A 14,291-nucleotide genomic window follows, 5' to 3' on the forward strand; every position below is an offset into this window, starting at 1 on the left:
CTTTCTGATTTATGTTTTATTTAAAAAAGTAATAGACTACTTTGTTTTACCCAATCAAAGTAATCTATTACATTATGGAATCGCAACACCTAATTATTAATAATCTGACATAGAAATGTTGCTCTTTGTTTTAAATCCTGTCTGGTAATTGGTACTTCTTTTAATCCGGCATGTGTCTGATTCCATGCAGTATCCTCATTACCATCTTTATCTACTCTTCTCCATAGAAACTGACTGTTTTGTAACTGGCTTGTTACGTCAGTAGATCCTTTGTACACCTGAGCCTTTAATGTCGTTGAAACAACACCTTGTTTAAAGAACATTCCATTTGTACTTATTATTTCTACACGATAAGGCGTTCGTTTTTCTATTTCTTGAAGAAGTTCACCGGGGCTATAACCTGGTTCGAACTGTGTATCTGGTCCAATCTGAACCATACCAGCTTTAATCTTTCCAGTAGTTATTTGTTCCGCATGTAATTCTCCTGTATAGAAACCATCTTCAGTCATAAATGAACCGTCACCAGTCCACTCTGTTACGATGTTTCCTTTTTGGAGCATTGGTCTACAGAAATAAGAATCTCCGTTTTTAGGATGATAGATTCGTAAACGAACTCTTGTTGTTCCTGCAGGAGCAGTTTCTGTAACACTAATACGTTTCCATATATCATTTCCTGTTAAGATGGATGTGGTGATTTTAGATGTGATACGAGCGGAGTCATTGTGGTATTCGATTTCGACTCTAGGATGTCCACCATCATAACCGGAGAGATTTTTTGTGAGGACATATACAGAAGCGGAGTAGTTTTCCCCTGCACTTGCGGGAACAAACTTAGAATACGCACTTGAATTCTGCAGAGGTTTTCCAGTAGTAAATAAATGAAGACTATTTGTTGTATTTAAACGAACAATTTCACTTACTCCAGAAGTACTAAAATTTGAATCAAGAGTCCAATCAATTGTCCCTTTTCTAAATGTTGCATTCGATACTAAGTTTCTACTCGTCATCTGAATAGAACCAGCAGTCACTTTGTTAGCGCTTAATGTTTTGATATGAGCATCTGTGATACTGGCTTGTGCGATTTCAGCTTCACCAATAGCACCTTTTCCAATAACCCCACTACCTGCAACAATAGAGTTTGCTTGTAAGTGATTAGCATTAACAGACTTTGCTGCTATCTCTCTAGCGGTAATAGCATCAACTACTAGTCGGTCACCTTGCAAGGAATTTTGTAAAACCTTGTCATTGTCTACCGCTCCGTCTTCAATTTTTTTATTAGTAATTGCCCCGTCAGTAATACCCTCTTCCCTTACACCATTATGGTCTAATAGGATAGTAGTTCCATCTGCACCACGAACACGGAAACCAAACTCTGATCCGTCTCCATTGACATCACCAAGAGAGATACGTTCAATTGGAGTTGCTTGGTCATCAAAAACTTGCAATCTGTTATTCGTGATTTTTAATCGCGCACCTGGACCTTGTAAGGTTACTAATGAGGTATCAATTGTACCTGCTTTAATTTTAGCGGCTGTTAAACTAACAATCTTTGCATCTGTAATACTAGCATCTGCGATTTGTACGGAATCAATCGTACCTTCACCAATAATCGCTCCATCAATAAAAGCATGTTCGATACTTGCATTAATTGCTCCAATTACAGAAGCTTGTAATCTATCGAAGTCCGCACTTCCTGCTGAGATTTCTAAAGCTTCGATTAATCCGGCTGAAATGTTTTCAGCTTTTAAGGCACCAATTTGCGCAGCATCGATTTTCGCTTGTCCTGCATAAAGGTTAATAGCCTCAACAACCATACCTTTAATATGACTTGCAGTTAAGGTACCAATCTTTGCAGAGTCAATTACAGCAGTTTCAATAGACGCGTTAATTGCTTCAATTACAGCTGCCTTGATATGGTCTGCATCAAGTTGACCGATCTTTGCTGAATCAATTACAGCCTCTCCTGCATATAAGTTAACAGCTTCAATAACTGCCCCCTTAATTTTATCTGCTGATAGTTCACCAATAACCGCATTATCAATTTTTACTTGTCCAGCAGAAATGTTTGAAGCATAAATATTGATTGCGTCAATAACATTGGCTGCGATATGTTCTGCTGATAACTCACCAATAACAGCAGTATTGATTTTAGCTGTACCAATATAAGCGTTAATCGCTTCAATAATATTGGTCTTGATTGCATCAACGTTAAGTACACCTGATTTAATAGATCCCGCATCAATGTAGTCAATAACACCACCGTGTAAGAAGTCATTTCCTGCTATTGCATCATAACCACCAGGACCATTCTTAGCTACAGCCGCAGGAGAGTTATTGATTGCCCTAATAACTGTATCCTTAATTGAATCCGGAGTTGCCCCGCTCCCAGTTAACCCAGCAATTTTCGAATAATGAATCAGGTGATTATTATCATTAATTGCATCAACAAGAGTTTCAATACCTTCAGAACCATAAATGGCACTTGCGAAATCAATTGCGCTACCAGGAATTTGTTTGTCTTGCCATGTGTAGATCGAAGGGTTTAACCCTACTCCTTTTACGTAGCATTCGTTTTTCACTTTATCGAATACAAGACTTCCTTTAGAGAAAGAACGTGATGTAGCAGTTGCTTCTTCTACATAAACTGGATTCTGCGCTTTCCATTTTCCTAGTTCAAAACCATGAAGGTATCTTTCTACCTTCTCATTTAAAGCGTATCGACTCTGAGGAACGAGGCTGTATCCATCTAAGTTGTATAAAGTAGATAGCATTTTTCCGTATAAATAAAGCTTATTATTATCGTTACTTGCATCTGCTGTATCTTCAACGAAGATTTGAATACCTCTTTCTTTTTGAGCCTTGTTTAAGTTGAAAACAACGGAAGGAATTACAATAGGATTGTTTTTAGCACCATTTAAAACGAATACGTCTTGTGCTAAATAAATGTCATCTTTCGATGTTTTAAGGTTTGCTTGTTGAGGGTTATTTTTATGGGGTTTGTTAAATAACGTAGTTTCTATTTCACCTGTAACAACAGCTGCCATTCCTTTTGCATGAATGTATTGAAGAATTTGGTTTTGTTGCGCTCTGTTCCATCCATTTTCAAATCCAAAATTAGATAGTAAGATTCCATGAAAACCTTTAGATTCAAACCATGTTATATCAGCTTCAATGTTATTTAAAACAACATTTGGGTAATTGATAATACCATATAGTAGCGTTCCACTCTTCTTAACTTCATCTACAAAGAAATTAAAGTTAGTAGATTCTTCTTTATTAATCATGACATGAGGAATGTAACTAAAAGCATTGATTCGTTTTTCGATAGAATCATATGTGTTAATAGATGCACCTCTGTAGCCTACGAATAGAGGGCTACCAAAATCAGATATGGTTGCTTTATCTACTTTTTTATTAAGTTCACCTGAAACTGTGCTTCCTAGCTCTTTAAAGTTAATGACGCGTTCTATCTGTTCAATAGACTCCTGCAGTTCATTAACATCTTCAGACATGACGTAATCACCATTAGGATCTCCGTCATACTGAGCATCCTTTTTACGGACAAACTCAGAATAAGGCACAGGGAAAATCAATTCCTTTTCCATACATTCACCTACTTTGTCTTTAATATGTTTCTTTTATAACCATTACAAATTACTTTTGCTATAAAAAACGGGACGGAATTATCCGCCCCACTGGTTAATAGTTGCTTCCTATTTTCGGTTGCTTTTCTATAATTCCATTTCGTCCATCACACTTCACCCATTTACGTAAGTTTTGATCATAGATTTCAACTTCAAAATGAGTAAGGTTCGGATCATCAACATAGCTCCACTGTAGGTGGGTTGTATCCGTCTCCTTGTCATAGTACTGGAACACTCCTAATGGATAACTCATACTAATCACTCCCATTCAATAATGCAGTACGTTCCGTAAGCTACATACTTATCAATAACTTCTTTTGCGTATTCTTCTGATAAGTTACCGCCGTATTCAGTTAGAATCGATTTAGGAAGTGTGACAATTAGAACACCATTTCGATAGAATGCTTTTCCATCCCAATTACCAATGTCCCAATAACGTTGTCTTCCTTGTACTCTTTCATCAACTGTCTTAGTTGATAACGACTCAGAGATACCGCCACCACGAGTACGTGCATCCATAACAACTACATCTTTAACGCTCGTATGCTCTCTTACTTGAACCTTAGCAAGTAACAAGTACATAGGATTAGATTGCTGAATGCTTCTCCACTCTTCTCTACTGAAACAGTGACGGATTGAGTTTCCGTTTTCAGAATTAGGAACAATGTAAATATGGATAAGCTTATTGAGAAGCTTTGAAGATGGAACCTTCTTGTACTCTACCTTTTGAACACCATTCACATAAGTTGTCATCGGAAGAGTTGAGTAATGTCCTACTGATGGATTGAGGTCTAAATGAAGGAATGTTCGAAGTGTTTCACTATAGAAGCCCTTGTATTCGTAGAAGTTATCAAAATAAGAATACTTAGCAAATAAATCATCTTTAAACGAAATGTTTTCTCTTAAGAAGAAGATTCCGTTTTGGATATCATAATCATTTGCTGCTAGCTCTTTGTTTTCGAAATAACCATAGTCTGCATATACAGGCCCAACTGGTTCAAATTTAAAGACTACTTTTCCTTTTTCATAATCGATTCGATAATTTGTAGCAGGAATCGTATTAGCGAATGTTGCCTTGCCTTTGGTAGTTTTTAGAACTGGCACCGGTTGGATTAACCAGTTTTCTTTTGAACCATACATGATTACTTCTTTCGTAACCGGATCGATACGTTTATTCTCCAATAAGTCGTTAGACATTTTTGTATTTTTATAGATTCGCTTATACAGGCGGAAGTTACGATGTTCATAAGTAGCGTACACTTTACCAGTTATATTTCTACCTGGGAAGAAAACAGTACCCTCGTCATGATTAATCTCGAATGGATACTCTTCGAAAATCTCCAAGATGTTGCCATTGTTTGCAGCATCTATAAAGATGTGAACCTTATCGTTACGAATCCAATCTTTTTGTTTAGCTCGGAACAATGTTCCTGCAGAATTCGCTAAGCCCTCAACTAAAAGCTGTTCTTTTTCTACAGAGCCTTGGCTTACATACAGATTATTGTGAGGTACTTTTACTGTAGAAGGAGTAATGTACTCCATCTCGTTCTCTACTGTCATAATTCCGATAGAAGGATTAAAGATTTGAGAAGCGTATTCGTTGACTTGATACTTCTCTTTTTTCATAACTCGTTCTTTGTATTGATTCATTACAGCAAGATTATTACTAGCATGTAATTCTGACCATTCTTTATATCCAAGGTCATCTTTAATGAACTGTCCGTTATGAATTTTTAAATACCAGTTCTCTTTCGCATCCTTTGTTTGAGGAAGTTCACTATAGATACGACGATCATCAATTAACTTCAATCCAAAGTTTCGTTTAGACGCTCTTATTGTTTCGAATCCAGTTTCAACATGAAGAACAAAACTTGGTTTATCTGTTGCCCAGAAAATATCTTTATGGCCAATAACAAGATCTCCACTGTAGAACCATTCCATGCCTGTTTTACGGTCAAACAGTTTTAGGTTAACTAAATTGTTTTCCTCTAAGTTTTCTGAACCAAGTGAAATCTTGTAGAAGATTTTGTTCTTGTCATACCACTCTTTCCCACTTGGTACTGGAGGAAGCAGCGTATGTAAGTAGCCTAGATTCTTTAATCCTTCTGTTTTACGAATTGATTTAGAATAAGCAACTGGTGGTCCATACATTCGCTCATAACGACCAAACTCTAGTCCTGTTCCTGGGTCTACTCCGTAGGAAATCCACTGATGAATAAATGGCATAATCGTATATGTGAATGGAATTTCCGGTGTAGCTCTAGTGATGTCTGCATTTTCAAAGCCTTCTGCTTGAATATCAATCGTTGTAGCATTCGGTTTAATACTGAATGCATAGAGAGTTTTCTCTCCTTCATTCTGTGCAACACCTCTAACTGCTCCGATTGTATCTAATGTAACATCATCAAAGCTTGCTTTACCAAAACCATTTCCATCTACAAAGCCTAAACGAATCTTAATTTTTTGGGGTTTATCGATGTGGAAATTCGTTTCTAACTTAACCCAATCTTTTTTCCCTGTAATAGAAATAGAAGAAGAAATTTTTTCACCCTGTAAGTTATAAATACCGATTTTCACACCATCTGTTGTAATCCCTCGTACTTGACCAATTTTTGCCCATGCAGTCACCTTGTAATCATCAATAGATAAATAGATATCTTCACTTTCCCAAAAGGCATGAGCTCCTGTTGTTCCGGTTGATGAGTCTAAGGATACCTGACGAACACCGAATAAGCTTTTTGTGGAATCATGTGTGAATGTAACTGTTTGACCAGCTAACTTCTTTGTATTCCATGAAGGGATTGCATTTACTGTATCAGTTGTCCAAGAAGTAATAGGCTGTCCACCTGAATCTACTTGACCACTTTCAAATCCACTGTTGTTAATTGGAATTGATTTATCACCATCTATAGCATGTTCATACACTCCTGTAGCATTATAGAACCAAGGTTTGCAGTAGATTTTCACGTATTCTTTACAGTTCTTATAAAGGATTTTTTTTGCGACAATTTGATTTGCATTGTAATCACTTCTGTCATTAATATAAACATCCGTATTGTTCACTTTGTATTCCTGAGCAAATAAATTATCTCGGTGATATACGAAGTCATTTCTCCAAGGAGTAAACACCCATTGTTCTTCTGAATGATAAAGGATCGAGTTTAAAACAAGGTTTACACTTTCTTTTTGGTTGTGGTAAAATGCTCTGAATATTCCACAGTTAGATACAAGAACAGTACCTTTATCAAACAGTGATTTTTTAATAATTGAAGGGCCACCATTTAAGTGTTTTACAATTGTATCCCACTGGGTACTTTCCTCATCTTGTCCAAATAAGATAGCCGGAGAAATGTCCGCATAGCCTAAAGCTCCAACGTTTTGAATTGGTAGCAAGCGACTAATGTATGGAGAGTCTTTTTTAATTTCCTTAACTCCAAATTCATTGCTACTTGACGAAAACCCGATATCAGAAATAAATGTATTCCCTTTGCTCGTTTTGAAATCAAGAATATTAATTCCACTACCAGCATTATCTATCCAAATCGTACCGCCATTTTTTAAGTAATGCTCAAACTTGTCTTTAAACATAGATAAGTCGGCTTTACCGTAACCAGTTATAACGAGTAAATCATAATCCTCATAATGGTGATCTGGCATATCAAGGTTAACTGCCCAATATCGAACATCTTTTTTCAAAAGATCTACTTCTGTTGGATGGGGGTTTTGTAATTCTATATATTTTGGAAGCGACAGGTGCTCATTGATTGTCTTACCAATAGAAGATAAATTTTCAACATTAACTACCGATTGAACAAAACTAAATCCAATGTTCATCTTACCTGGGTTTGTTTCACTTAATTTGGTTTTCAATTTTGCTTCGACGCGATGTTTAAATAGTTGAGGTGTTCGTGTTTGATAGTTTGCAATCATAACATCAGATGTTGCATAGAAAGAGAAATCATTCCCCTTCTCCTCAATTGCATAGACTTTCAAATGTTTGTATTTATCCGGATTTGATTCCATTTCAGAAACAGTATCTTTAAATTTGTCCATTGTTACTTGTTCGAAGAATGGATATGCGTTTAGGACTTCTTCCTTTAATTCGCTCTCTTTACTGTCATTTTTGTAATTAGGATAAACTACTTTGTATGTAACATCTTTGTTGTTACGGAAATTTGTAAATACAACAATACGGTATACAAAGTTGTCTTCACGAATTAATTGAACCTTAAACACATCACCGTCCTGTAACGGTCCACTGTTTGCTTCTATGCGTATACTATTACCTACATAAATTAAGTCATTTCTTTTGTCTATCACAACTTCTTCTAAGGGTATAGCTTCTTGTTCGGTCTCAGAAGAGAAGCCACCTAGATAAGGAATAACTTGAGCAGTTCTTGCATCGAAACGTCCCTTCAACTCCATTTGATAGAATACTGGTTTTGGAGTATCTTGACGGTTCTTACGAATAGTAAATTCATCGGTTACATAAACTGCATCTGTAGGAAAAATAGCTTGTCCGGATTCTGTTTCCAATAAGAATTTATTGTTTGGATAAACCATGTAATCCTTCTCTATAAAATTAGATAATCCGTTTTCTTTAATTTGAGAAGAAACATCTTCTAATAAGATGTTCTCCTCAGGTGATACAGATTTTGATTGTACATATGCAAGGTTTGCACTATTCTTAGGAACTTTGTTACCAATACGAATAGCATACCCGCGGTTTCTTTGACCACTACGAACAATGTCTTTATGAGGTTGCAGCTGCATGGTTTGTATCCTCCCATTCTTTCAACTTGTTTAAGATAACAGTCAAATCATTATCTTTCTGGTTTGTTTCCAAGACTAAAATCTCATCCATTGTAACGCGACCGTCTTGATTAAAATCTAAGATGGAGAAAAGTACTTCATCTTCATATTTCTCTACACCTTCATACATAAGAAGGTAGTTGATGATTTTTGTTTTTGCAGTTAATAAGTTCTTTTCACTTTTAGTTAATTGAACCTTATCTGGTTTTGATACAGGGCTAAGTAACATCTTGTAACAAACACCGATATTGTTATCTTTATCTGTAATCCAAATATAATCTTCTACAATCTCACCTGCACGCTTCACTTGAATATATGGAGCATGGTATTGATATAGATATTGCCCTGAACGTTTTTGTGCTTCAACTGCATCTCTTGATACATGTCTAGAAACAAATCCTTTAGAAGCAATGATCTCTAAGTTGGAGTGAGATAAGAAGTTTCCTTGATAGTCAAGTGGCTCGATAATGAGTGTTGAGAAGCTCGCGCCATCTGCATGTAATCGGTCTGGCGTAGCCGTAATTCTAAAGCTATCTGTCTTATTTATTGTGTTTGTAATATATAAGAACCCTTCATGATTCTGATTTTGAATTGGATTCATATCGATCATTGTTGCTAGCTTCTTCGGTTCACCATAACGGTTTCCTTCTTGATACACAATTCTTTTCCCGCCATCGTGTTTAGCGAAATCAATTCGATAACCATCAACAGCTTTGATATTGTAGTCAATTGTGTAAGTGTCATTCACTTGGTACGTTGCATAGAGAGTTTTGTTTTTTAGTACTGCCTTCCTGTTTGTGTGGAAAGAGAAGTAAAATCTTTTACCATCTATTCGGTAAGGCTCACCTATTTTTTCTCCATCCTCTGTACGGATAGCAATATCCCTAAATTGTTCATCAAGATTATTGTATGCAACCTCAATGTAATCACTTTTACCGTCATACTGGAATGGTTCTTGATTCCACGTTTGATATGCTCCTGTCTCATGATTAAAGAATGATACTTTTTGTAACGTGTCTCCATTCTCTTTTTGAACTAGAATCGGTGAATGATCAATTGGAGCTACAGGGATTTCAGACCAAGTAACATTCTGGCCACTTATTCCTCCATCAAATAAAGATTGCATAACTGCAAAAGGTAGTTGTGTTTTAATGTTAGAAGTAGCTGGTAATTTGTTATTGAACAGTGCCCATTCTTCTAAGATGACTTCTTCCTGAATAGGTGTTTCTTCATTTGCGAAAATCAATTCTTGAGGAGTTGTAAGTAAAAGTCCTGTATTTAAAGCTTTCGCATTTTCACCATTAATAGTTAACTCAATACCTTCATCATTCCAACTACAAAGGAATTCATATGACTTACTTCCTTCAAGTGTTTTAGGGATAGTAATTGAACTTGCACCAACGGTATAGACTAAATTAGTTCCACGTACTGCAAGTGATAGTTCATTTGTATCTGAACGGAAAAGGGTTTGATCTCTATCAATGCGGTTTTTGGTAGTTAGTTTTAAATAGATACTCCCTGCTTTCTTATCAAATAAGTTCTTTACTGGGAACTTTAATGATGATCCATTGCGAACTACTGAACTAGTAATACTAGGATTCGGTATGTATGGAGTAGGATCTACACGGTCTTCTAATTGGTGTTTTCCCACGATAAGAATTCCGTTTGTTTGGAATAATAGAGTAATTGTTTGTGGGGTTGCTACATTGAAAGTTTGAGAGATGTAAGACAAGTCTCCTTTTGAGATAGCAATCTGTTTTAGAACTGTATCTCCTGACTTAATTAGACATTCACCATTCCCTTGAGCATTGAATGAAAGCGTATGGTCTTTTGCAAGTAGAGAGATAGATTGCGAGAACATCGCTTTCTTAGTTGCAGATCCTAAGAGTTTTATATACTCATGGTCTTCTATTTTAATTGTTTTTACCTCTACTCCCCCACCATTTGCATTACTTGTCCATGCGGTAGATTGAGGTTCTTGTATTTCACAAGAATAAAAGATTTCTCCTGCCTCCCCATACACACGAACTTGTCCATTTACGAATAAAGCAGATTCGAATTTGAAAACCGTTTTATTGTTCAATGTCACTGTAAAGTGAGATCCATTCGAAGAGATTGTTAGAGTATTAGAATCTAAGATATTATCCTTTGTATCTACGACTCCATAAATCTTTTCAGAATCTTTTACAATTCCGCCTATATGTAGCTGGTTTTCTTTATCTAAAGAAGCAAATAAGAAGTTTCCATCACTTAAATATTTAGGGATTAATACCACTTTTTCCATTGGCTTAGGAAATGAGAATACTACTTTACTATCTTCATAAAGTTCATCAGAAATAGAAACGTATCCCGCACTTTGGAATGTAATAGCGTTTGGTATTGTAGCATGTTTAATAATTGTTCCCGGATTAGTGAACATTTCTGCACCACCTTTTTATTGATTTCTTTTGACAATCTAACCTTTATTTCTTATTAATGTCCATAAGAAAAGGAGAGGAATCTCTCCCCTCCTTAACTAAACTAGAATGATGTTGCATTAAAGACTTTAGCCTTTTTCCAACTGTCGTTTTCAAACACTGAATCCTTAACCATGTTGCTACTAGTAGGTAACAACATTGCCCCAATTCCAGTTGGTCCATTTACATATTCGATACCATCAGCTGTTGGTAACTCTTTTTCAGTTAGTACCGTTTTTAATGGTTCTGAATATAGGTAATGCTCTTGTTCTTTTAGGTAGTAGTATCCCTTCTGAATTCCAGGATGCCAATTCTTACTTGGATCTTTTCCATTCAGAGTTCCCACTAAGAACTTCTTACCATTAATATCTTGAACACTCGTTTCTACCCATAAGTCATTGTCTTCGATAATATAACCGATGTTTTTATAAACACCATCATACCCTTCGAAAGACTGAGGATTAGGCAGCTCTAGTTTAAAGTCTTCTGTTGGTGTGCAAACCCCATCAAATACTTTCACTTCAGGTGAGCGCCATACAATGTCAGTTCCCATCTTTTCAAAGTAGTCTGTATCTAAATGAACTTTCACACTGTCTACTTCACGACGCTTGTAAACAACAACATACTCTTCTCCAGCTGCAGGTTCTAATACTCCTGCTTGAGATGGAGACCAGTCAATATAGTTGCTCTTTAATTTGAAGTCGCCTGTTTTTAGAGTGTCGTTCCAAATATGATACGTTACACTTCCAGTTTTCTTTTTACAAGAAACAATCTCAACAACATCACTTAAAGGAAGTGGGTCCATTCCATTAGCATCCCCGCCTCTTACCATTTCAGCTGTAAGTAGTTCAGAGGTTCTGTACGTTACTTCAAGAGGTAGGTGTTTCCCATTCCAGTTAATAGGGATAAAGGACTCATCAATTCTAACTCCATTTTTCTTATGGACAGAATCTTCAATGATAGAAATCTCATAAGGCATTGCATTTTCAAACTCAGCTTCAGGAGCTAATGCAGGAAGAATGATATTTGGAGGAATGATAATAGTGCTTCCTACTTGCAATTCTTCAATTGAGTCATTAGCTATTTTTAGATCTTGTACGTGGATATCGTATTTAGTAGCAATACTTTCCCATGTGTCACCATTTGCAACTACATACTCACGATTAAAATCTGCAAGAGTTGAAAGGTTGAATTGTGTACGAACAAATTCACCACGGATATCATTCGCATTAATTACGCCCGTATAAATTTTTTCTTCTGATGCCCAATCTACATATCCTTTTGGAGGCGTGTTTGGAACCTTAATATTTATTGGTTCACTTGATAAGTCAGTAACGTTTACACCATGATTTTTGTCATATACTGCGTTGTGACTAGATTTTTGTGTATAAGCTGTACCGTTCTTGAACAATAAAGAAACCTTGCTGTTCTTAGATGTGTTTGGCATTGTGATAAGCTGGTCCTTCACTAATGTTCCATCCTCATTCAGTAGAATATCCTTATTGATAGCTTTAATTGCTGTTACCGTTGTGTTGTACATTTCAGCCACATCATTTAATGTTTGTGCATTAACAACCTTATGTAATTCGTTTGGCCATCCATTTTGAATGTAATAACGATACTTAAGATTAGATAGTAAGAACGGTGTGAATGTAGAATCTAGTTCCCTTTCGTAAGGTCTTAAATACTGAACCTTCCCTGCACCATATTGATAATGCATAAGGACTCCTGTTTTTTCTCCAAACTCCAATTTCCTTTGAATAGCTTTTGCAATTACTTCATCAGATGCAGATGTAGACTTACCAGTTCTAGAACCTTTCGCTTCCTCTGATTTAAGATAAATCATAACGTCAGAAGGTCTTCTTGTTTGGTCTGTAAGCTCATACTTTTGTTGAGCAGCAGTAATTTGTTGCTGATTAAACGTAATTTGATTTGAGATGCTAGGATACTTAAACGGATAATCACTAATCTTTTGAAGTGATTTTCTTCCTGTGCTTAAACCATCTACTGCAGAAACATCTTTATTGATTACATTGACTACTTCTTTGTATAAGATGTTTTGGTAAATATCTATAAGGTCAACTACCGGTGTTCCTCTTACTGAAGAACGTGTCATTTCTACAGTTAGGAAATATGGTTGAGGAGAAAACTTCATTGCTCGATCTTTTACATTCATCGGATTATCAATTACCTGAAGAAGATTTCGAGGGTCTTTTTGATTTGTTCTTGTTTTAGAGAAGACATAAGATATCTTAGTGTTACTCGTATCTTTTGGAGGAAACGCTTGTGTGTCCCAATTCAACAGCGCTGTTGTTTTACTAAAGTCAAATTTAGTTCCTTCATTGATTGGGCCTAATGTCACACTATGATTTGTTACTCCGCGCTTTAATCGAAGACGTTTTGTATTTTGGCGATACGGTGCTGTGATTGGACCCCAGAATATATTGTCTCGACTAGAAGAAGAACGAATATTCATTTCAGTACCAGTTGGTTGTTTCTGAATAAAACGTATCTTACTTGCGTACTTGAATGTCTTACCAATACTTGTTGCTACTTGCGTCATATCGATTTTGACAGTGTAATCACCATTCTGGTCATATAGTCCACTATCTTCTGAGCGTAACTCAACCTTATCGATAATTGGAGAAGTAGCATTATCCGAAGATAATAAAATTATTTTACCTTGAACATAGCGAACGTTTTGATACAATGTTACGCTCTGTCCTGTACATAAATAATCCTGTCCTTGAGTAAGTGTTTTGGTTAGAGTAATTGGCTCCCATTGTGACCATGTAGTTTTATTAGCGGAGGTACGAATCTCAATATTGAAATCACTTGTTCTTAATTTACCTCCAACAATGATTGCATCTGCTGTCGTATCAAGCGCTTGGATAACTACTTTATAATCACCAAAACCGTAAGAATCAAAGGCGATTTTATCTACTTTATTTGGATTTGTTAGGGATAGTGTATTGATTGACTTTGTTTGTTTCTCTACCCATTGGTATGTTTCTGATACTAATTCTTCTTTGTACAACTTCGCTTCGATGTTCTGAGTACCCACGTTTTGAAGTCGTACATGAACTTCCAAATTGTCACCTGTAGCTAAGAATTCCACTGGTGTATTAGCAGTTCTTGTTTTAATATTAGTACCCGATACCGTCCATTTGGTTGCATCGGTTCTTGTAAATTCTCTGCTTGTTGCTGCATAAAACGTAGAAGGTAATTGTGCTTGGATTTTCGCATCAATATGATAGCTAAAAGGTTCTTGAGCATCAAATTCTTCTGTTAGATAATCTCCATAAAATGCTTTTAGTCGTCCATATAGCGAACTAGAATAAAAGTTTCTTTGGTACTGTGCCAATCTGTGTCACCACCT

At 36.2% G+C, this 14,291-nt stretch carries 5 protein-coding genes; all 5 read right to left on the minus strand.

Translation table 11 applies throughout. The annotated features are described in order from the left end of the window. Window positions 1-89: 89 nt before the first annotated feature. Window positions 90-3,605 carry a hypothetical protein gene (locus ACSG5Z_RS24925; RefSeq protein WP_435712422.1) on the minus strand — a complete coding sequence of 1,172 codons (3,516 nt, stop codon included), beginning with the start codon at window positions 3,603-3,605 and terminating at the stop codon, window positions 90-92. A gap of 94 nt (window positions 3,606-3,699) precedes the next feature. After that, the gene (locus ACSG5Z_RS24930) at window positions 3,700-3,897 is read right to left on the minus strand and encodes a hypothetical protein (RefSeq protein ID WP_327988616.1); all 198 of its coding nucleotides are present in this window, start codon (window positions 3,895-3,897) and stop codon (window positions 3,700-3,702) included. A gap of 5 nt (window positions 3,898-3,902) precedes the next feature. Continuing rightward, window positions 3,903-8,417, minus strand: a complete 4,515-nt coding sequence (locus ACSG5Z_RS24935; protein WP_435712423.1) for a hypothetical protein — start codon at window positions 8,415-8,417, stop codon at window positions 3,903-3,905. After that, window positions 8,398-10,875, minus strand: a complete 2,478-nt coding sequence (locus tag ACSG5Z_RS24940) for a hypothetical protein (protein WP_435712424.1) — start codon at window positions 10,873-10,875, stop codon at window positions 8,398-8,400. Before ACSG5Z_RS24940 ends, ACSG5Z_RS24935 begins: the two co-directional genes overlap by 20 nt. Before the next feature lie 101 nt (window positions 10,876-10,976). Continuing rightward, on the minus strand, window positions 10,977-14,276 hold the full coding sequence (locus ACSG5Z_RS24945) for a LysM peptidoglycan-binding domain-containing protein (protein ID WP_435712425.1): 3,300 nt from the start codon (window positions 14,274-14,276) through the stop codon (window positions 10,977-10,979). Window positions 14,277-14,291 lie beyond the last annotated feature (15 nt).

The organism is Bacillus pretiosus, assembly GCF_051294775.1.
Taxonomy (GTDB): Bacteria; Bacillota; Bacilli; order Bacillales; family Bacillaceae_G; genus Bacillus_A; species Bacillus_A wiedmannii.

What these genes read in the sequence shown, in the direction of transcription:
- ACSG5Z_RS24925 (WP_435712422.1), bottom strand. Translation starts at nt 3,605, where the DNA reads ATGGAAAAGGAATTGATTTTCCCTGTGCCTTATTCTGAGTTTGTCCGT.
- ACSG5Z_RS24930 (WP_327988616.1), bottom strand. Translation starts at nt 3,897, where the DNA reads ATGAGTTATCCATTAGGAGTGTTCCAGTACTATGACAAGGAGACGGAT.
- ACSG5Z_RS24935 (WP_435712423.1), bottom strand. Translation starts at nt 8,417, where the DNA reads ATGCAGCTGCAACCTCATAAAGACATTGTTCGTAGTGGTCAAAGAAAC.
- ACSG5Z_RS24940 (WP_435712424.1), bottom strand. Translation starts at nt 10,875, where the DNA reads ATGTTCACTAATCCGGGAACAATTATTAAACATGCTACAATACCAAAC.